Source organism: Cellulomonas biazotea (genome assembly GCF_004306155.1).
Lineage (GTDB): Bacteria > Actinomycetota > Actinomycetes > Actinomycetales > Cellulomonadaceae > Cellulomonas > Cellulomonas biazotea.
The window spans coordinates 1-20,180 of sequence record NZ_BIMR01000077.1 but is presented as its reverse complement, the minus strand read 5'-3'; the positions used below and the strand labels follow the sequence as shown (position 1 = coordinate 20,180).

Genomic DNA, 20,180 nt, shown 5'->3' with positions numbered 1-20,180 from the left:
CCCCACTGTCGTCCGGTGCTACCGCCTGCGTCAATCGCCGCGCGTCCCGCATCCGGGTGAATCGCCCCGGACGAACCGGACGGGCGTCCGACAGCGGCGGGCCCGCGCACCGCACGACGGCGGACGCGGGCCCGTCCGTGCGGTCAGTACCCCGCGTCGGCCTCGAGGCCCGCGAGGACCGCGGCCGTGCCGGACAGCCCGAGCCGGGTCGCGCCCGCCTGGACCATCGCGACGGCGTCGGCCGTCGTGCGGATGCCGCCCGACGCCTTCACGCCGAGCCGGCCGCCGACGGTGCGAGCCATGAGCTCGACCGCGTGCACGGTCGCGCCGCCCGCCGGGTGGAAGCCCGTCGACGTCTTGACGAAGTCCGCGCCGGCGCGCTCGGCCGCCTCGCACACCGCGACGACCTGCTCGTCGGTCAGGGCGGCCGACTCGATGATGACCTTGAGGACGACGTCGCCGGGCGTCGCGGCGCGGACCGCGGCGATGTCCGCCTCGACCGCGTCGTACCGGCCCTCGCGGGCCGCGCCGACGTCGATGACCATGTCGACCTCGTCGGCGCCGTCACGCACCGAGCGCGCCGCCTCGGCGGCCTTGACGTCGCTGTGGTGCTTGCCGGACGGGAAGCCGCACACCGTCGCGACGTGCAGGCCGGGCGCGGCGGACGTGTCCAGCGGCAGGAACGACGGCGACACGCACACCGAGTAGACGCCGAGCCGGGCCGCCTCCTCGACGAGGGCCTGCACGTCGGCGACCGTCGCCTCCGGCTTGAGCAGCGTGTGGTCGACGTACCGGGCCAGCCCGGCGGCGTCGTGCGGGGTGTCGTGTGTCGCGGTCATGCGCGGTGCCTTCCTCCCCGGGCGGCCGCGTAGGCCGGCCGGATCACGGTGTCGATGATCATGTCGCGCTCGTCGTGGTGGGCGAACGCGTAGGCGGCCGCGGTGACGGCCACGTCCTGGAGGTCGTCGAGGGTCCAGCCCGCTTCCTGCACGAGCAACGAGAGCTCGCGGGACAGCGTCGTGCCGGACTGCAACCTGTTGTCGGTGTTGACGGTGACCTTGAACCCGAGGCGCTTGAGCCGGGTCACGGGGTGCTCGGCGATCGACGCCGCGGCCCCCGTCTGCAGGTTCGACGACGGGCACAGCTCGAGCGGGATCCGCCGGTCGCGCACCCACTGCGCGAGCAGGCCGAGCCGGTCGCCGAGGTCGTCGGTCGTGACGTCGTCGGCGAGCCGCACGCCGTGCCCGAGGCGGCACGCCCGGGCGAGGTGCACGGCCTCGGCGACGGACTCCAGGCCCGACCCCTCGCCCGCGTGCACGGTCGCCGGGAAGTGCGCCTCGGCGAGGGTCCGGAACGCCGCGGCGTGCCGCGACGGCGGGAAGCCCTCCTCGGCTCCGGCGATGTCGAACCCGACGACGCCGTCGTCGCGGTTCGCGAGCGCGAGCGCCGCGATCTCGTCGGCGCGGTCCGCGTGCCGCATCGCGGTGATGAGGGTGCCGACGCGGATCGTGCGGCCCTGCGCCGCGGCCTCGGCGACGCCCTCGGCGAAGCCCTCCTGGACCGCGTCGACGACCTGCTGCAGCGTCAGGCCCTCGCGCAGGTGCTGCTCGGGCGCGTACCGGGACTCGGCCAGCACGACGCCGTCGGCGGCGAGGTCGAGGACCGCCTCGCGGGCGACCCGGCGCAGCGCGTCCGGCGTCTGCATGACCGCGACGGTGTGCTCGAACGTCTCGAGGTACCGCTCGAGGCTGCCCGAGCTGGCGGCCTCGACGAACCAGCGCCCGAGCTCCTCGGGGTCGGTCGTGGGGAGCTCGTGACCGGCCTCGGCGGCGAGCTCGACGATCGTCGCCGGGCGCAGGCCGCCGTCGAGGTGGTCGTGCAGCAGCACCTTCGGCAGGCCCGGCACGAGAGCGACCAGCGACGCGGTCGTGTGGTCGTCGGTGCGCTCGTCCCTGCCGCCGTCGGCGGGCTCGTCCGGCGTGGGCCGGTCGGCGTCGGCGACGTCGCCGCCCGGCTCGGGCTCGGGGGGCGCGGCGGGGGCGGAGGGGGACGTCATGCGCTCACCGTACCGGTGTCGTCGCAGGTCGGCCGTCCGCGGGACGGCCCCACGGAAGCCCCCGGCTCACGTGTCCGCACCGGGCTCGTCGTCGCCCGACGGCACCTCGGTGTCCTGCTCGACGACGTCCGCCTCGTCGGCCCGGCCCTCGCGGTCGGCGCGCGCGAAGCCCGGCTGGTACTCCTCCGGGTCGAGCTCGTCGGTGGCGTCGGCGGGGTCGTCGGTGAGGCGCAGGGGCGTCTCGGGGGCCACGGGCTCCAGTCCCGCGTCCCGCCATGCGTCGTGCCCGGGGACGGTGCTCATGGCTCCTCCTCGTCGTGCCGGTGGTGGGCCGGTCGTGACCGCTCGGTCGCACCGTCCATCGTGCTCCGGTGGGGTCGCCGACGCCACGCGGTCGCGGCGCGGCGAGCCCCTCCCCTGCGTCTGTGCCCCGGAGCTCAGGCCTCGATGCGGTCCAGCACGAGCCGCCGCGGCGCGACCGACGTCCCGGCCGGAGCCACGACGAGGCCGCCGTCGAGCGCCTCGCGGGCCCGACCGAACCGCTCGGGGGTGTCGGTGTGCAGCGTGAGCAGCGGCTGGCCCGCCCGGACCGTGTCGCCGGGCCGCACGTGCAGCTCGACGCCCGCACCGGCCTGCACCGGGTCCTCCTTGCGGGCCCGGCCCGCGCCGAGGCGCCACGCGGCGATACCCACGGCGTACGCGTCGACGGTCTGCACGACGCCGTCGCTCTCCGCGACGACCTGCTCGGTCTCCCGGGCGACGGGCAGCGTCGCGTCCGGGTCGCCGCCCTGCGCGGCGATCATGCGCCGCCACGCGTCCATCGCGCGGCCGTCGGCGAGGGCCGCGGCCGGGTCGGCGTCGGGACGGCCCGCGGCGTCGAGCATCTCGCGGGCCAGTGCGACCGTGAGCTCGACGACGTCGGACGGGCCGCCGCCCGCGAGGACCTCGACCGACTCGCGGACCTCGAGCGCGTTGCCGGCGGTGAGGCCGAGGGGCGTCGACATGTCGGTGAGCAGCGCGACCGTCGTGACGCCCGCATCGGTGCCGAGCGCGACCATCGTCTGCGCGAGCTCGCGCGCCCGGGCCTCGTCCTTCATGAACGCCCCGGAGCCGACCTTGACGTCGAGCACCAGCGCACCCGTGCCCTCGGCGATCTTCTTGCTCATGATCGAGCTCGCGATGAGCGGGATCGCCTCGACCGTGCCGGTGACGTCGCGCAGCGCGTAGAGCTTGCGGTCGGCGGGCGCGAGGCCCGAGCCGGCCTGGCAGATGACGGCGCCGACGTCCTCGAGCTGGCGCATCGTCTCCTCGTTGGACAGCGCCGCGCGCCACCCGGGGATCGACTCGAGCTTGTCGAGCGTGCCGCCCGTGTGGCCGAGGCCGCGGCCCGAGAGCTGCGGCACGGCGACGTCGAAGACCGCGACCAGCGGCGCGAGCGGCAGCGTGATCTTGTCGCCGACTCCGCCCGTCGAGTGCTTGTCGGCGGTGGGGCGGGACAGCGACGAGAAGTCGAGCCGCTCGCCGCTCGCGATCATCGCGGCGGTCCAGCGGGCGATCTCCGCGCGGTCCATCCCGTTGAGGAGGATCGCCATCGCGAGGGCCGACATCTGCTCGTCGGCCACGACGCCCCGCGTGTAGGCGTCGACCACCCAGTCGATCTGGGCGTCGGACAGGCGGTGCCCGTCCCGCTTGGCGACGATGACGTCGACGGCGTCGAACGGCTCTGACACGGTCATGCCCGGTCCTCCAGGTCAGCAGGGCCGAACGCGTCCGGCAGCACCTCGGTCATCGGCTTGATCCCCGAGACCGTCTCCACGAGCAGGCGTGCACCGCCGTGCTCCCACAGCAGCTGGCGGCAGCGGCCGCACGGCATGAGCACGTTGCCGTGCCCGTCGACGCACGTGAACGCGACGAGCCGCCCGCCGCCCGACACGTGCAGGCCGGACACGAGCGCGCACTCGGCGCACAGCGTCAGGCCGTACGACGCGTTCTCGACGTTGCAGCCGACGACGACACGGCCGTCGTCCACGAGCGCGGCGACGCCGACGGGGAACTTCGAGTACGGGACGTACGCGCGGTGCATGGCCTCGGTAGCGGCGGCGCGCAGGGCGTCCCAGTCGACGGTCGGGCCGTCGGTGGGGTCGGTCACGGGTGGAGCCTCACTTCTTGTACGGGACGCCCTCGGCGGCCGGCGGCCGCACCCGGCCGACGAGCCCGGCGACGGCGAAGATCGTCGCCAGGTACGGCAGCATCGCGAGGATGTCGCTCGGGATCGGAGACCCCAGGTTGTTGAGCACGCGGCGCAGGGCGTCGGCGAGCCCGAAGAACAGGGACGCGGCGAGCGCGCCGGTGGGGCTCCACCGGCCGAGGATCATCGCGGCGAGTGCGATGTACCCCTTGCCGGACGTGAGCTCCTTGGTGAACGCGAGGCCCGCGGAGACGAGCGCCGCACCACCGAGGCCCGCGATGGCGGAGCCGAGGATCGTCGAGCGCACGCGCGTCCGGTTGACCTTGATGCCGACGGTGTCGGCGGCCTTGGGGTGCTCGCCGACGGACCGCATCCGCAGGCCCCAGCGGGACCGGAACACCATGACCTGGAGCACCGCGACCGCGATGTACATGAGGTAGACGGTGAGCGGGTGCGCGAAGAGCACGGGACCGACGACCGGGATGTCGGCCAGGAGCGGCACCGCGATGGTCGGCAGGCGCGGCGGCGAGTTGAGCGTCTGCGGGTTGGCCGTCAGGACCGTCGAGAACAGGTAGTTCGTCAGGCCGATGACGAGCACGTTGAGCACGACGCCGACGATGATCTGGTCGACCCAGTAGCGGACCGCGAACAGCGCGAGGCACGCGCCGACGAGCGCGCCCGCGAGCGGCGCGGCGATGAGCCCGACGTAGGCGTTGCCCGTGACGGACGCGACGACGACCGCGAGGAACGCGCCCGCGAGCAGCTGGCCCTCGATCGCGATGTTGATGACGCCGGACCGCTCGCAGAGCAGGCCCGCGAGGGCGCCGAACACCAGCGGCACGGACAGGCCGAGCGCGTTGGTGAGCAGCAGCGTCAGCGGCAGCGCGTTGTCGTTGCCCGCCATGACCCACACGAGCAGCGCGAGGAAGATCAGGACGCCGTAGACGACCCACATCCACGCGGGCACCGGACGGCGGCGGCGCGAGCGCAGCAGCGCGAGCACGGCGATGACGAGCGCGCCGACCGACAGGATCGACGCCGTGAGCCGCGACGGCACGACGATGTCGTCGATCTTGATGGCGTCGCCGCCGGTGGCGACGCGGAACGTCGTGGTCGCACCGGCAGCCGTGAGGAGCCCGAAGAACACGAGGCTCAGCACGGCCAGCACGATCGCGGTCACGGGCCCGTGCCAGCGGACCTTCGCCTGCACGAGCGTCGTGGGCTCGGGCACGAGCGACTCGGGCTTGTCGGGGGCGGTCATCGTGCTCACGCCGCGGCCTTCTTCCTGTCGTAGCCGAAGAGCGTGGCGGCCCAGTGGATGACCGACAGCTCGCGGACCAGCGGCGGGGCCGCGATGAGGAGGACGATGACGGCCTGGATGACGAGCACCAGGTCGATGGGCGTCCCGGCGGCGGTCTGCATGAGGGGCGAGCCCGCGCGCAGTGCGCCGAACAGCAGGGCCGCGAGGACCGTGCCGAGCGGCCTCGACCGGCCGAGCAGCGCGACGGTGATCGCGTCGAAGCCGATCGACCCGGCGCTGCCCGCCTGGAACGTGCGGTCGGTGCCGAGGATCTGCATCGCGCCGCCGAGGCCCGCGAGGCCACCCGCGACGAGCATGACGCTGACGAAGACCCGCTGGACGTTGATGCCGGCGGTGCGGGCGGCGTCCTGGTTCGCGCCGACGGCCCGGAACCGGAAGCCGAGCGTCGAGCGCTCCATGAGCCACCAGACGCCGACGGCCGCGAGGAGCGCGACCAGGAACCCGGCGTGCAGGCGGAACTGCGAGCCGAGCAGCAGCGGCATCATCGCGTTCTCGCCGACGGGCGGCGTGATGGGCCGCGTCGAGCCGGGCTGGCGCAGGACGGCCGTCGTCAGCAGGTACGACACGAGGTATAGCGCGATCGAGTTGAGCATGATCGTGACGATCACCTCGCTCGCCCCCGTGCGCGCCTTGAGGAAGCCCGCGATGCCGGCCCAGATCCCACCGGCGACGACCGCACCGAGGCACGCGACGACGACGTGCGCGACGACCGGCAGGTCGAGCGTGAAGCCGAGGTAGGCGGCTGCGGCGGCGCCGACGAGCACCTGCCCCTGGGCGCCGATGTTGAACAGGCCCGACCGGAACCCGATGCCCAGGCCGAGACCGGCGAGGATGAGCGGCACGGACGAGACCATCGTCTCGGTGATGGGCCGGATCCGTCGGGCGCCCTCGGCCTGGTAGTCGAAGATCGCTCCGCGGAACAGCGCCGAGTACGTCTCGTAGATCGCGTTCCACGCGGCCTCGAAGAAGTCGGCGGGGCGCGCGAAGACGTAGCTGAGGGCGTCCTGCGACGCGGCGTCGGCGGCGACGACGAGGACGGCCGCGAGGCCGAGCGCGATGAGGATCGCGACGACGACCGTCGTGGTCGTCGAGTCGAGCACCTGCTGCAGGTAGCTCGGGCGGTCGGGCTCGGGCTTGCGCTCGGGCGCGGGCGCCGGTGCCGGCGCGTCCTGGACGGTGGCGCTCACGCCGTGCCCTCCTCGTCGGTCGTGGGCGCCGGTCCGGCGCCCTCCTCGGCCTGCGCGACGGCGTCGGCGGCGGCGAGGGCGGTGTGGTGCCCGGCCGCCTGCTCGCGGGCCTGCTCGAGCGGGACGCCGGCCATCATGAGGCCGAGCACGTCCCGGTCGGCCGTCTGGCCGCCCTCGACGATGCCGATGATCTTGCCGCGGTACATGACGGCGATGCGGTCGGCGAGCGCGAGCACCTCGTCGAGCTCGGTCGAGACGATGACGACCGGGGTGCCGTTGTCCCGTTCGGCGACGATCCGCTTGTGCACGAACTCGATCGACCCGACGTCGAGGCCACGGGTCGGCTGCGACGCGACGAACAGCCGCAGCGGCCGCGACATCTCGCGCGCGAGGACGACCTTCTGCTGGTTGCCGCCCGACAGCGTGCTGACCGCGTCCTGCACGGAGCGCACCCGGATGTCGAACTCGTCGACGCGGTGCGCGGCGTTCTCGGCGACCCGCGCGGGGCTGAGCGACCCGGCGCGCGCGAAGGGCGCCGAGCGGTGCATGTCGAGGATGAGGTTCTCCGCGATGGAGAACGACGCGATGAGACCGTCGGAGCTGCGGTCCTCGGGCACGAACCCGACGCCCGCCTCGATGACCTCGTGGACCTTCTTGCCGCCCAGGTCGACGCCGTCGAGCAGCAGCTGGCCGGCGGTCGGGGTGTCGAGGCCGAGGATCGTCTCGGTGAGCTCGGTCTGGCCGTTGCCCTGGACACCGGCGATCGCGAGGATCTCGCCGCGGTGCACGTCGAACGAGACGCCGTCGACGACCGCGTTGCCGTGCACGTCGAGCACCGTGAGGTCGCGGACCTGGAACGTCGCCTCGCCGGGCTCCGCGGCGGGCTTCTCGACCGCGAGGCTCACCGACCGGCCCACCATGAGGGAGGCGAGCTCGACCTCGGACGACTCGGGGCTGGCGGTGCCGACGACCTTGCCGCGGCGGATGACGCTGATGGTGTCCGCGACGGCGCGGACCTCACGCAGCTTGTGCGTGATGAAGACGATGGAGGTGCCCGCGTCCTTGAGCTGGCGCATGATCCCGATGAGCTCGTCGGTCTCCTGCGGCGTCAGCACCGCGGTCGGCTCGTCGAGGATGAGGACCTGCGCGTCGCGCGAGAGCGCCTTGATGATCTCGACCCGCTGCTGCACGCCCACGGGGAGGTCCTCGACGAGCGCGTCGGGGTCGACGGCGAACCCGAAGCGGTCGGAGATGGCCTTGACGCGGCGGCGCGCCTCGGCGAGGTCGATGAGGGAGCCGCCGACGACGGGCTCGTGCCCGAGGACGACGTTCTCCGCGACGGTGAAGACCGGGATGAGCATGAAGTGCTGGTGCACCATGCCGATGCCCGCGGCCATCGCGTCACCCGGTCCGGCGAACGTGCGCGGCTGCCCGTCGACGACGATCTGCCCCGCGTCGGGCTGGTACAGCCCGTACAGGACGTTCATCATCGTCGACTTGCCTGCGCCGTTCTCGCCGAGCAGGGCGTGGATCTGCCCTGGCTCGAACGTCAGATCGATGCCGTCGTTCGCCACGAGCGATCCGAACCGCTTCGTGATGCCCTGCAGCTCGAGCCTCATCGCCTCGTGCCCGCCTTTCCCCACGTGCCCGTGAGCCGACAGTAGGACCACCGCGCCGCCGACGCACCGGTGGCCCGGGGCGCGTCGCCCCAGGCCACCGGTGCGCTGGTCAGGCAGTGGTCAGGAGACCGCGTTCGCCGAGGGCGACTCGACGACGAGGTCGCCGTCGATGATTGCCTGGCGGAGCTCGTCGATCTTGGCGGAGAGCTCGGCCGGGACGTTCGCCTCCCAGTCGTGGTACGGCGCGATGTCGACGCCGCCGTTGGCGAGCGTGCCGACGTACGGGTCGGCCGTGAACTCGCCGTCGACCGACGACTTGATCGTGTCGAACACGGCCGTCTGGATCTGCTTCATGACGGACGTGAGGATGAGGCCCTTGTACTGCTCGTTCGCGGGCTGCAGGTAGCCGTCCGAGTCGACCCAGATGACCGCGGTGCTCTCGGCCTGGCTGGCGGCGTTGAGCGCGCCGGAGCCGACCGGGCCCGCGACGGGGAGGATGACGTCGGCACCGTCGGCGATGAACTGCTCGGAGGTGGTGCGGCCGGCCTCGGTGTCGGAGAAGTTCCCGATCATCGAGCCGTTCTGCGCCTCCTTGTCCCAGCCGACGACGGTCGTCGCGACACCGGACTCCTCGGCGTAGGCGGCGGCGCCGTCCACGAAGCCGTCCATGAAGATCGTCACGGACGGGAACGGCTGGCCGCCGAACGTCGCGAGCTTGTGGGTCTCGGAGATGCCCGCGGCGAGGTAGCCGGCGAGGTACGCGGCCTCCTGCGTGTTGAACAGCAGGGGCTTGGCGTTGTCGAGCGTGACCGGGTTGAAGTCCGCGTCGGAGAAGGCCGAGTCGACGAGCGCGAACTCGATGTCGGGGTTCGCCTCGGCGCCCGCCTGGACGGCGTCCTCGAGGGCGAAGCCGACGCCGATGATGAGGTTGCAGCCCTGCTGCACCATCGAGTCGACGTTGGTCGTGTACTGGCCGGGGTCCGTGGACTCGGCCGTCTTGATCGTGATGCCGAGCTCGCTCTCGGCCTGCTCGAGGCCCTTGAAGCCGGACTCGTTGAACGAGGCGTCGTCGAAGCCGCCCTCGTCGGACACCATGCAGGCGGTGAAGTCGACGGTCGCCGACGTCTCGTCGCCGCCGGACGTCTCGTTCGTCTCCTCGGGGGCGCTGCCGCAAGCCGCGAGGGCGAGGGCGACCGCGCCACCGAGCGCAGCCACACGGATGATCTTCTTCACGCGAATCTCCTGGTCTCTCAGCCGACCGCCCGGACGGCAGGTGGCCGTCGCCGGGACGGTCGTCCTGCCCGGCGTCGATGGTTCGGACAGTAGTGAGCCGCAGGTGACGACCTTGTTACCAGGCGGTATCCGCCGAGGTTCCGTTACCTAGTTGGAATGTCCGCCCAGGTGACGGACGGGTCGTACCGTCATTCGAGACGGTCGAGTCGGACATGGGACGACGTCTCAGGCGCGCCCCGCGAGCAGGGCCGCACGCGCCAGCAGGAGCGCCCCGGCCTCGACGGCACGCTCGTCGACCCGGAGGTCGCCCTGGTGGATGTCGTACGTCCGGCCGCCCGGCGTCCGCGTGCCGAGCCGCGCCATCGCCCCCGGCACCTTCGTCAGGTACCAGGCGAAGTCCTCGCCGCCCAGCGACTGCTCGGTCAGCAGCACGGCCTGCGGCCCGAGGACGTCGCGCGCCGCCGCCTCCAGCACGCCCGTCGACCGCTCCTCGTTCTCCACCGGCGGGACCCCGCGGTGGTGGCGCACCTCGGCCTCCAGGCCCAGGGGCGCGACGACCTGCTCGACGGCCGCGTGGAACACGTCCGACGCCTTCTCCCACGCGCGCACGTCCAGGCAGCGCAGCGTGCCGCGCACCGTGCCCGACGCCGGGATCGCGTTGTGGGCGGACCCCGCCTGCACCTCGCCCCACGTGAGGTTGACCCCCGAGCGGGGGTCGAGCCGACGGCCCAGGATCGCGGGCACCTGCGTGATGACCTGCCCCAGCGCGAACACCAGGTCGCCCGTGAGGTGCGGGCGCGACGTGTGCCCGCCCGGCCCGGTGAGCACCACCTGGACCTCGTCGCTCGCCGACGTGATCGGCCCGATGCGCGTCCCGACCTGGCCGACGTCGACCTTCGGGTCGCAGTGGATCGCGAAGATCTGGCCGACGCCGTCGAGGCCACCCGCGTTGACGACGTCGATCGCGCCGCCGGGCTGGACCTCCTCGGCGGGCTGGAAGACGAGCCGCACGCCCGTCGTGAGGCCGTCGGACGCGTCGAGGCCCGCGAGCGCGAGCCCCGCGCCCAGCACGGCCGTCGTGTGCACGTCGTGCCCGCACGCGTGCGCCACGCCCCGCACGGTCGACACCCACGGCAGGCCGCACGAGTCGTGCACCGGCAGGGCGTCCAGGTCGGCCCGCAGCGCGATGCGCCGGCGCCCCGACCGCGCGTGCGACGGCCCGATGTCGCAGACCAGCCCCGACCCGGGCAGCAGCACGGGCTCGAGGCCCGCGGCCCGCAGCCGCTGCGCGACGACCCGGGTCGTGCGCTCCTCGGTCCGCCCCAGCTCGGGGTGGGCGTGCAGGTCGCGACGGATCTCGACGAGCTCGTCGCGCAGCCCGTCCAGGTGCGCCACCAGGCGCGTCACCTCGGGGTCGGTCGACCGCTGCGGGACGTCGAGGGCGGGGACGAGCACGGGGACGGAGGTGGACGTGTCGGGCACGCCCTCGACCTTAGCCCGGGGACGTCAGAGCAGGTCGTCGCGACCACGCTCGCGCCAGCCGTCGACCGCCGCCTTGACGGACTGCGCGTGCGCACGCGTCGTGACGAGCACCGCGTCGGCCGTGTCGACGACGACGACCCCGGGCACCCCGACGACGCTCACGGTGCGACCACCGCCCGGCACGACGAGCGCGTCGGGCGCACCGACGCGCAGCACGAGCGCGTCGTCGCCGAGCGTCGGGCTCGCGAGCAGGCCGCCGAGCGACGCGAAGTCGCCGATGTCGTCCCACGCGAAGTCGCCCGGCACCACCGCGACGCCGCCGGCGGCCGCGACGGGCTCGGCGATGGCGTGGTCGATCGCGATCTTGGTCAGCGTCGGCCAGACGTCCGCGAGCACGGTCGCCCGGTCCGGGCCGTCCCACGCGGCCGCCAGGGTCCGCAGGCCCTCGGCGAGCGCGGGCAGCTGCGCGGCGAGGTGGTCGAGCAGCACGCGGGCGCGCACGATGAACATGCCCGCGTTCCAGCGGTACTCGCCCGTCGCGAGGTACGCGGCGGCGGTCTCCTCGTCGGGCTTCTCCGTGAAGCCGAGGGCGTGGTGCACGGTCGGGGCGCCGGGCAGACCCAGCGGCTCCCCCGACCGGACGTAGCCGAACGCGGTCGACGGGCCGGTCGCGCGGATCCCGACCGTGACGACGTACCCCGCACGGGCCCCCGCGACGCCCTCGCGCACGGCCCGCTCGAACTCCGCAGTGCCGTCGATGACCTGGTCCGCGGCGAACGACCCGAGGACGACGTCGTCGCCGTGGCGCTCCAGGAGCACCGCGGCCGCGAGACCGATCGCGGCCATCGAGTCGCGCGGCGACGGCTCGGCGAGCAGCCGCTCCGCACCGGCCGCGTCCGCGAGCAGCGCGGGCACCTGCTCCGCGACCGCGGCCGCGTGGCGGTGCCCCGTGACGACGAGCACGCCCTCGGGCCCGGCCAGCGGGACCAGGCGGTCGACGGTGGCCTGCAGCAGCGTCCGCCCCGACCCCGTGAGGTCGTGCAGGAACTTGGGGTGGCCGGACCGCGACAGCGGCCACAGGCGCGTCCCCGCACCGCCCGCCGGGACGACCGCGTGGAAGCCCGGGATCGGGCCGGTCGCGGGGACGTCGGCGTCGGGCGTCGGCACGGTCGGCACGGTCGGCTCGCTGGGCATGGCGACCAGGCTAGCGGCGGCCGCACGACCCCAGGCCGCGTGTGGAGTTGCTCACAAACAGGCCCCTGGGCGGGACCAACGGCCCATGCGGACCAGGTCGCGCCGACCCGTGTCTATACAGTGAGACCGACAGACTCCGGCAGGGTCGCCGACGTCCCTGCCGCGGCTCGACCGGCTCAACCCTCACTCGCAGGAGGCCCCCCAGTGCCCGCAGCGCCTGCCAAAGCGCCGGCTGGAACGCTCTACCGAGGGCGCGAAGGCATGTGGTCGTGGGTCGCGCACCGCGTGACCGGCGTCGCGATCTTCTTCTTCCTCCTCGTGCACGTGCTCGACACCGCCCTCGTGCGGGTGTCGCCCGAGGCCTACAACGACGTGATCGGGACGTACAAGAACCCGATCATGGGCCTCGGCGAGGCGGGGCTGGTCGCGGCCATCGTGTTCCACGCGTTCAACGGCCTGCGGATCATCCTCGTCGACTTCTGGGCCAAGGGCCCGAAGTACCAGCGCGTGATGCTGTGGGTCGTCCTCGGCCTGTCCGTCGTGACGATGGCGGGCTTCCTGCCGCGGCACCTCATGCACGTCTTCGGAGGCGAGTGATGACGCTCATCGCGGACCCGAAGGCCCCGCGTCCCCCGCGCCCGGGCCCCGGCCGCCGCACCACGCGCGGCAACACCGAGCTGTACGGCTGGGTGTTCATGCGGGCGTCCGGCGTGATCCTCGTCGTGCTGATCTTCGGGCACCTGTTCGTCAACCTCGTCGCCGGTGAGGGCGTCAAGGCCATCGACTTCGGGTTCGTCGCCGGCAAGTGGGCGTCGCCGTTCTGGCAGGTCTGGGACCTGCTCATGCTGTGGCTCGCGATGATCCACGGCACCAACGGCGTGCGCACGATCGTCAACGACTACGCGGAGAAGGACACGACGCGCCTGGTCCTCAAGGGCCTGCTCTACCTCGCGTTCGTCGTGGTCGTCGTCCTCGGCACGCTCGTGATCTTCACGTTCGACCCGTGCCCGAGCGGCAGCCCGGCCGACCTCCTCCCCTCGTTCTGCACGGCCTGACGTCGACGTCGGACCACCCCCCCACCCGCCAGCAGCTCTCGCCAGCAGGCCAGCCACCAGGAAGGCATCGACCTCGATGCAGACCCACCAGTACGACGTCGTCATCGTCGGCGCGGGCGGCGCCGGCATGCGCGCGGCCCTCGAGTCGTCGACGCGCGTCCGCACCGCCGTCATCTCCAAGCTCTACCCGACGCGCTCCCACACGGGCGCGGCGCAGGGCGGCATGTGCGCCGCGCTCGCCAACGTCGAGGAGGACAACTGGGAGTGGCACACCTTCGACACCGTCAAGGGCGGCGACTACCTCGTCGACCAGGACGCCGCGGAGGTCATGGCGAAGGAGGCCATCGAGGCCGTCCTCGACCTGGAGAAGATGGGCCTGCCGTTCAACCGGACGCCCGAGGGCAAGATCGACCAGCGCCGCTTCGGCGGCCACACCCGCAACCACGGCGAGGCGGCCGTGCGCCGGTCCTGCTACGCCGCGGACCGCACGGGCCACATGATCCTGCAGACGCTGTACCAGCAGTGCGTGAAGAACGAGGTCGAGTTCTTCAACGAGTTCTACGTGCTGGACCTGCTCGTCGACCACGACCTCGCCGCGGGCCACGTGCCCGAGGGCGAGGAGGTCAACGTCTCCGGCGTCGTCGCCTACGAGCTCGCGACCGGGGAGATCCACGTCTTCCAGGCCAAGTCCGTGGTCCTCGCGACCGGCGGCGCGGGCAAGATCTTCAAGACGACGTCGAACGCGCACACCCTCACCGGTGACGGCATGGCGCTGGCGTACCGCCGCGGCATCCCGCTGGAGGACATGGAGTTCTTCCAGTTCCACCCGACGGGCCTCGCGGGCCTCGGCATCCTGCTCTCGGAGGCCGCACGCGGCGAGGGCGGCATCCTGCGCAACTCGCAGGGCGAGCGGTTCATGGAGCGGTACGCCCCCACGATCAAGGACCTCGCACCGCGCGACATCGTCGCCCGGTCCATGGCCAACGAGGTGCGCGAGGGTCGCGGCGCCGGTCCCAACAAGGACTACGTGCTGCTCGACCTCACGCACCTCGAGCCCGCGCACATCGACGCGAAGCTCCCCGACATCACCGAGTTCGCGCGCACCTACCTGGGCGTCGAGCCGTACACCGAGCCCGTCCCGGTGTACCCGACCGCGCACTACGCGATGGGCGGCGTCCCGACGAACATCGCGGGCGAGGTGCTGCGCAACTCCACCGACGTCATCCGCGGCCTGTACGCCGCCGGCGAGGTCGCGTGCGTGTCCGTGCACGGCTCCAACCGCCTCGGCACGAACTCCCTGCTCGACATCAACGTGTTCGGCAAGCGCGCCGGCATCTCCGCCGCGGGCTACGCCGCCGGAGCCGCCTGGGTCGAGCTGCCCGAGGATCCCGCGGTCCGCGTGCAGGCCGAGCTCGAGGAGATCCGCACCCGCGCGGACGGCGAGCGCGTGGCCGACATCCGTCGCGCGCTGCAGGAGACGATGGACGCGAACGCCCAGGTGTTCCGCACCGACGAGTCGCTCCAGCAGGCCCTCGCGGACCTCAAGGACCTGCGCAAGCGGTTCGCGTCGGTGAGCGTCCAGGACAAGAGCCGCACGTTCAACACCGACCTGCTCGAGGCGGTCGAGCTCGGCTTCCTGCTCGACATCGCCGAGACCGTCGTCGTCGGGGCACTCAACCGCAAGGAGTCGCGCGGCGGCCACTTCCGGGAGGACTTCCCGGACCGCGACGACGCCGGCTTCATGAAGCACACGATGGCCTACCGCCGGCCGCTGCCCGCCGAGGGCCACCGCATGTGGGGCGGCGACACCGACGGCGACCACGAGGGCTCCTTCGCCCACACCACGGTGTTCGACGACTACCAGCTCGTGCTCGGGTCCAAGCCCGTCACCGTCACCCGCTACCAGCCGATGGAGCGCAAGTACTGATGACTGCCACGCTCGACGCCACCCCCGAGGTCGGGGCCGTGCCCTCGTTCGAGGTCACGCTCAAGGTCATGCGCTACCTGCCCGGCGACGACGGCTCGACGCCCGTCGCGCACTGGGACGAGTTCCGTGTGCAGGCCCACGGCACCGACCGCGTGCTCGACGCGCTGCACAAGGTCAAGTGGGAGCAGGACGGCTCGCTGACGTTCCGCCGCTCGTGCGCGCACGGCGTGTGCGGGTCCGACGCGATGCGCATCAACGGCCGCAACCGCCTCGCCTGCAAGACGCTGCTCAAGGACCTCGACCCGTCCAAGCCGATCACGGTCGAGCCCATCAAGGGCCTGCCGGTCGTCAAGGACCTCGTCGTCGACATGGAGCCGTTCTTCGCGTCCTACCGCGAGATCATGCCGTTCCTCATCACCACCGGCACCGAGCCGACCAAGGAGCGCCGGCAGTCCGCCGAGCAGCGCGAGCGGTTCGACGACACCACCAAGTGCATCCTGTGCGCCGCGTGCACGTCGTCCTGCCCGGTGTTCTGGACCGACGGCCAGTACTTCGGTCCCGCCGCGATCGTCAACGCGCACCGGTTCATCTTCGACAGCCGCGACGAGGGCGGCGCGCAGCGCCTGGAGATCCTCAACGACAAGGAGGGCGTGTGGCGGTGCCGCACGACCTTCAACTGCACCGAGGCGTGCCCGCGCGGCATCGAGGTCACCAAGGCGATCCAGGAGGTCAAGCGCGCGATGATCACGCGCGCCTTCTGACGCCCCCTCGCCCTCTCCGCATCCGAGGCCGTCCCCGTCGTCCGGGGGCGGCCTCGGTTCGTCCCGGCCCGATGCTCGCGTCCGACGAAGGTCCCTCGACCGCCCGCGCACACGGTGCTTGGCTGACGGGATGGACGCCGGATGGCACGACGCGCACGTGCTCGGTCAGGGGGCGCCCATGGACGCCCGCATCGCGTGGCACCTGGAGCACGCCGCGGCGTGCGGGTGCCGGGCCGTCCCCCGGACGGTCGTCGAGGAGCTCGAGCGGCGCGGCATCCCGGTGCCGGAGCGCGAGGACCGCTGACCGGCCCGTAGCGCGGGAATCGGCTTCCCCGTCGTCGCCGCGCCGCCTACGGTGGCGGGCGTGCCGCACACCGACCAGGAGATCCCGCTCGAGGGCGGCAACGTCGGTGGCGCCGTGCGCGTCGGCGACACCGTCCGCCGCCCGACCGGCCCGTGGACGCCCGCGGTGCACGAGCTGCTCGACTTCCTCGCGACGACCGACCTGCCGCACGTTCCCCGGGTGCTGGGCGTCGACGACCGGGGCCGCGAGGTCCTCACCTACCTGCCCGGACGGGTCGTGCCGATCGGCGTCGAGCCGCTCACGGACGCGCAGGTGCGCTCGGCGATGCGCTGGCTGCGGCGTTACCACGACGTCGTCGCCGGCTTCCCGCGCGACAGCCGCCGGTGGCGCTTCGTCGAGCGTGCGCTCGAGCCGGGCGAGATCGTGTGCCACCACGACTCGGCGATGTACAACCTGGCGTTCGACGGCGACGACCTGGCCGGAGTGTTCGACTGGGACGTCGCCGGCCCGGGGCGCCCGGTCGACGACCTCGCGATCTTCGCGTGGAACGCGCCGCTCCTCTTCCCGGACGGCGACCCGGCGCTGGCGGCGCACGGCCTGACGGTCATGGCGGAGGCGTACGGCGACGTCGGCCCGGGCGAGATCCTCGACCACGTGACCGTGCGGATGACGGACGCGTCCGACCGCATCGAGGAGGGGCAGCGCCGCGGCGACCCCGGCATGCTGCGGCTCGGCGAGATCGGCGAGCCGGCGGCGACCCGTGCGCGGGTCGTCACGCTGCTGGCGCACGCGCCCGCGATCCGCGCGCTGCTGCCCGGCTGACCGGGTCAGGCGCCGACCGGGGACTCCACGTCCTCCGTCTGCTCCTGCGGCGGGTCGGCGGTCCACGCGGCCGCGAGCAGCATGATCCGGGCCAGCAGGTTGACCCACACGAGCAGCGTGACGATGACCGCGAACGACGCGAGCAGCGGGTTGCGCGACGCGCTGCCCGCGACGACCGACGTCCCGAGCAGCCGCACGACGCCGAACCCCGCCGCGGCGATGAGCGCACCGCCGAGCAGGTCCTTCCACGCGGGCCGCGCGTCGGCGAGGAACCACACGACGAGCATGAACATCCCGGCATCCACCACGAACGACACGGCGACCGCAGCCGCCGTCCCGGACGCGCCCTGCCACCCGACGAGCCCCGTGAGCCACTCCGCGGCCGCCGTCGCGCCCGTCGTCAGGACGGCCGACACCAGCACCGCGATCGCGATCCCGACGAACCCGCCGAGCTCGCGCAGCTTCGACAGGACGGCGTTGCCGCCGCCCACACGCCCGAACATCGCCCGCACGCCCGTGCGCAGCGCCGCGGTCGCCGAGATCGCGCTGAGGACCAGGACGACGACCGCGACGACCCCGGCGACCGTGAGCGCGGGGCTCAGGACGAGCGTGTCGGGGTCGACGAGCCCGTTGTTGTCGCCCGTGTCGATGAGGCCGGGCAGCGACTCGTCGATCGCGTCGAGGACCTGCTGACGCAGCTGCTCGTCGTCGCCGAGCACCGCCATGAAGATCGTGTAGCCGATCGTCAGCCCGGCGAACACCGAGAACAGCGCCGCGTACGCGATGCCGCCCGACAGCAGCCCGCCGCCGGCCGCGCCGAACCGCGCGTTGGCCCGGGCGGGGCGGGTCCGCTGCCACCACGCGAGCAGCGCCTTGGCCCGGTCCACGAGCGACGGCCGCGCCGCCGCCTTCCCGTCGTCACCACCGCCGCCGCGCCCCGGGCCGGACGCCCGCTCCGTGCTCTCCGCCCGGGCCTGCGCCGCCCCCGAACCGGCCGCCGGACGTGCAGGGTCCGTCGTGGGGTCGCCGGTCATGCACCGACCCTAGGTCGGCCGCACCGCCCCGGCATCCGCGCCGTCGGCCGGGACGTCGACCCCGTCGCCGCCCAGCGCGAAGTCCCGCACCGGACGCCAGACGCCGTCGTCGCCGTGCAGGTACGTGTGCAGCTCACGCACGACGAACGACGCCTCGAACCGCGCGAGACCCGCCGCCGCCGCGTCGAGCTGCTCGTCGGGGACCTCGTGCGCGACCGTGACGTGCGGGTGGTAGTCGAACCGCAGACGCTGGTCCAGCACCCCGGTCCTGACGCTGCGCTCGAGCGCCGCGCACCCGTCGGCACCCTCGACGAGGGGCACGAACACGACCGGGGAGACCGGCCGGAACGTCGCCGTCCCGTGCAGCCGCACCACGAACGGCGCGTGCCGTGCGGCCGCCTGCGCGAGGTGCTCGTCGACCTCCGCGACCAGGCCCGGCTCGACGACCGTCGGGCCGAGCAGCGTCACGTGCGGCGGGATGAACTCCGCGAGCGGGTCGCCGTACCGGGCGCGGGCCTCGCGCAGCGCGGTGCTCCACGGCTCGGGCACCGTGATCGCGACCCCGATGCGGAGCTGGTCGCCGGTGCGTTCCGGCAACCTCATGCGGGCGTCCCGACGGGGGCTGCCGCGACCTCGCCGTCCAGGACGTCCGCCGCGAGCCGCCGGGTCGCCGGCCGTCGCCGCAGCAGCCCGAACCGGTCGTACAGCCGCTCGAGCGTCGGGGCCGCGAGCGCCTGGGCCCGGTCGGCGCCGTCGGCCAGCACCTCGTCGAGCGACGCGGGGTCCGCGAGGTAGCCGTGCACGCGCTCCTGGAAGGGCGTGAGGAAGTCGACGACGACCTCCGCGAGGTCCTTCTTCAGGTCGCCGTAGCCCTTGCCCGCGTACTCCTGCTCGAGCGCCTCGACCGACCGGCCCGTGAGCGCCGAGTAGATCGTCAGCAGGTTCGAGATCCCCGGCTTGGCGAGCGGGTCGAAGCGGATCTCCCGCTCGGTGTCGGTCACCGCGGACTTGATGCGCTTCGTGACGACCTTGAGGTCGTCGAGCAGCTCGATGAGGCCGTTGGGGCTCTCCGCGGACTTGCTCATCTTCGACGTCGGGTCCTGCAGGTCGTAGATCTTCGCCGTGGCCTTGACGATGTGCGGCTCCGGGACGACGACCGTGCCCTTGCCGAACCGCGAGTTGAGCCGCTGCGCGAGGTCGCGCGACAGCTCGAGGTGCTGGCGCTGGTCCTCGCCGACCGGCACGAGGTCCGTGCCGTACAGCAGGATGTCCGCCGCCATGAGGACCGGGTAGGTGAACAGGCCGACCGTCGTGCCCTCGGTCCCCTGCTTGCTCGACTTGTCCTTGAACTGCGTCATCCGGCCGGCCTCGCCGAAGCCCGTCTGGCACGACAGCAACCAGGCGAGCTCCGCGTGCTCGGGCACGTGCGACTGGACGAAAAGGATCGAGCGCGCCGGGTCGACGCCCGCGGCGAGGAACTGGGCGGCAGTGCGGCGCGTGCGTTCCCGCAGGACGGCCGGGTCGGGGTTCACGGTCAGCGCGTGCAGGTCGACGACGCAGTAGATCGCGTCGTGGTCCTCCTGCAGCGCGACCCACTGCGTGAGGGCGCCCAGGTAGTTGCCGAGCTGGAGGGAGTCGGACGTCGGCTGCATCCCGGAGAAGATGCGCGAGCGGTGGGGGGCCATCCGGACCATCAGTCCATTCTTGTCGGGTGCCGTCGCTCGCCGCGGTGGGCGGCGACGTCGTGTGCGGGGGTCGTGCGTCGGTGCGGGCGGTGCGTCCGGCGGGCGTCGGTGCCCGGCCGGGAGCGGCCGTGGGCGGACCCGCGCGGACGCGGACCGTCAGGTGGCTTCGTCGTCGAACGGTGCGGTGCGCCATCGGTCGCCGGGCGAGCCGGCCACCGTCGCGGTGGCCGTCGACCTGCTCGCCGACGCACCGGCAGCGGCGGCCGTCGCGGCGCCGGCTGCGGTGCCGGCCGCGGTCGCGCCCTTGCGCAG

The 20,180-nt window shown here is 73.2% G+C and carries 20 protein-coding genes; 6 read left to right on the top strand and 14 right to left on the bottom strand.

What is annotated here, in order from left to right; all coding sequences use genetic code 11:
* Nucleotides 1-143: 143 nt before the first annotated feature.
* From deoC to CBZ_RS06455, 11 genes are all read right to left on the bottom strand, one after another.
* Nucleotides 144-839: a deoxyribose-phosphate aldolase gene (gene deoC, locus CBZ_RS06505; protein WP_130780767.1), complete on the bottom strand. Its 696-nt coding sequence runs from the start codon at nt 837-839 to the stop codon at nt 144-146.
* A complete protein-coding gene (locus tag CBZ_RS06500) occupies nt 836-2,056 on the bottom strand; it encodes an adenosine deaminase (RefSeq protein ID WP_130780766.1) in 1,221 nt (406 codons plus the stop codon). The genes deoC and CBZ_RS06500 overlap by 4 nt, the downstream gene beginning before the upstream one ends.
* A 66-nt stretch (nt 2,057-2,122) precedes the next feature.
* On the bottom strand, nt 2,123-2,359 hold the full coding sequence (locus CBZ_RS06495; protein ID WP_130780765.1) for a hypothetical protein: 237 nt from the start codon (nt 2,357-2,359) through the stop codon (nt 2,123-2,125).
* A gap of 134 nt (nt 2,360-2,493) precedes the next feature.
* The gene (locus CBZ_RS06490) at nt 2,494-3,792 is read right to left on the bottom strand and encodes a thymidine phosphorylase (protein WP_130780764.1); all 1,299 of its coding nucleotides are present in this window, start codon (nt 3,790-3,792) and stop codon (nt 2,494-2,496) included.
* Entirely contained in the window at nt 3,789-4,205 is a 417-nt protein-coding gene (locus tag CBZ_RS06485) for a cytidine deaminase (protein WP_130780763.1), read from the bottom strand. The genes CBZ_RS06490 and CBZ_RS06485 overlap by 4 nt, the downstream gene beginning before the upstream one ends.
* Before the next feature lie 10 nt (nt 4,206-4,215).
* Nucleotides 4,216-5,505: an ABC transporter permease gene (locus tag CBZ_RS06480; protein ID WP_130780773.1), complete on the bottom strand. Its 1,290-nt coding sequence runs from the start codon at nt 5,503-5,505 to the stop codon at nt 4,216-4,218.
* A 5-nt stretch (nt 5,506-5,510) separates the two neighbouring features.
* Nucleotides 5,511-6,752 (bottom strand): ABC transporter permease, encoded by a 1,242-nt coding sequence (locus tag CBZ_RS06475; RefSeq protein WP_130780762.1) that lies wholly within the window; start codon nt 6,750-6,752, stop codon nt 5,511-5,513.
* Entirely contained in the window at nt 6,749-8,371 is a 1,623-nt protein-coding gene (locus CBZ_RS06470) for an ABC transporter ATP-binding protein (protein WP_130780761.1), read from the bottom strand. The genes CBZ_RS06475 and CBZ_RS06470 overlap by 4 nt, the downstream gene beginning before the upstream one ends.
* Before the next feature lie 120 nt (nt 8,372-8,491).
* Entirely contained in the window at nt 8,492-9,604 is a 1,113-nt protein-coding gene (locus CBZ_RS06465; protein ID WP_165446680.1) for a BMP family lipoprotein, read from the bottom strand.
* A gap of 225 nt (nt 9,605-9,829) precedes the next feature.
* The gene (locus CBZ_RS06460) at nt 9,830-11,086 is read right to left on the bottom strand and encodes an amidohydrolase (RefSeq protein WP_130780760.1); all 1,257 of its coding nucleotides are present in this window, start codon (nt 11,084-11,086) and stop codon (nt 9,830-9,832) included.
* Between the two features lie 24 nt (nt 11,087-11,110).
* The gene (locus tag CBZ_RS06455; RefSeq protein ID WP_130780759.1) at nt 11,111-12,280 is read right to left on the bottom strand and encodes a mannose-1-phosphate guanylyltransferase; all 1,170 of its coding nucleotides are present in this window, start codon (nt 12,278-12,280) and stop codon (nt 11,111-11,113) included.
* 204 nt (nt 12,281-12,484) lie between these two features.
* Here CBZ_RS06455 and sdhC point away from each other — a divergent pair, with 204 nt between their 5' ends.
* The 6 genes from sdhC (at nt 12,485) to CBZ_RS06430 (ending at nt 17,149) form a co-directional block, all read left to right on the top strand.
* Nucleotides 12,485-12,877: a succinate dehydrogenase, cytochrome b556 subunit gene (gene sdhC, locus CBZ_RS06450; protein ID WP_130780758.1), complete on the top strand. Its 393-nt coding sequence runs from the start codon at nt 12,485-12,487 to the stop codon at nt 12,875-12,877.
* On the top strand, nt 12,877-13,335 hold the full coding sequence (gene sdhD / locus CBZ_RS06445; RefSeq protein ID WP_130780757.1) for a succinate dehydrogenase, hydrophobic membrane anchor protein: 459 nt from the start codon (nt 12,877-12,879) through the stop codon (nt 13,333-13,335). Before sdhC ends, sdhD begins: the two co-directional genes overlap by 1 nt.
* A gap of 76 nt (nt 13,336-13,411) precedes the next feature.
* On the top strand, nt 13,412-15,262 hold the full coding sequence (gene sdhA / locus CBZ_RS06440; RefSeq protein ID WP_130780756.1) for a succinate dehydrogenase flavoprotein subunit: 1,851 nt from the start codon (nt 13,412-13,414) through the stop codon (nt 15,260-15,262).
* Nucleotides 15,262-16,023, top strand: a complete 762-nt coding sequence (locus CBZ_RS06435) for a succinate dehydrogenase iron-sulfur subunit (protein WP_130780755.1) — start codon at nt 15,262-15,264, stop codon at nt 16,021-16,023. Before sdhA ends, CBZ_RS06435 begins: the two co-directional genes overlap by 1 nt.
* 130 nt (nt 16,024-16,153) lie before the next feature.
* Nucleotides 16,154-16,327, top strand: a complete 174-nt coding sequence (locus CBZ_RS20785; protein WP_165446679.1) for a hypothetical protein — start codon at nt 16,154-16,156, stop codon at nt 16,325-16,327.
* 60 nt (nt 16,328-16,387) lie between these two features.
* Nucleotides 16,388-17,149 carry a phosphotransferase gene (locus CBZ_RS06430; RefSeq protein ID WP_246013104.1) on the top strand — a complete coding sequence of 254 codons (762 nt, stop codon included), beginning with the start codon at nt 16,388-16,390 and terminating at the stop codon, nt 17,147-17,149.
* Nucleotides 17,150-17,154: 5 nt separating this feature from the next.
* On the opposite strand, the gene CBZ_RS06425 is transcribed toward CBZ_RS06430, so the two are convergent.
* Genes CBZ_RS06425 through trpS form a run of 3 tightly spaced genes read right to left on the bottom strand, consistent with a single transcriptional unit; the run spans nt 17,155 to nt 19,868 of the window.
* Nucleotides 17,155-18,183: a YihY/virulence factor BrkB family protein gene (locus CBZ_RS06425; protein WP_130780753.1), complete on the bottom strand. Its 1,029-nt coding sequence runs from the start codon at nt 18,181-18,183 to the stop codon at nt 17,155-17,157.
* Between the two features lie 9 nt (nt 18,184-18,192).
* Nucleotides 18,193-18,786 carry a 2'-5' RNA ligase family protein gene (locus CBZ_RS06420; RefSeq protein ID WP_130780752.1) on the bottom strand — a complete coding sequence of 198 codons (594 nt, stop codon included), beginning with the start codon at nt 18,784-18,786 and terminating at the stop codon, nt 18,193-18,195.
* Nucleotides 18,783-19,868 (bottom strand): tryptophan--tRNA ligase, encoded by a 1,086-nt coding sequence (trpS, locus tag CBZ_RS06415; protein WP_246013108.1) that lies wholly within the window; start codon nt 19,866-19,868, stop codon nt 18,783-18,785. The genes CBZ_RS06420 and trpS overlap by 4 nt, the downstream gene beginning before the upstream one ends.
* Between the last annotated feature and the right edge of the window lie 312 nt (nt 19,869-20,180).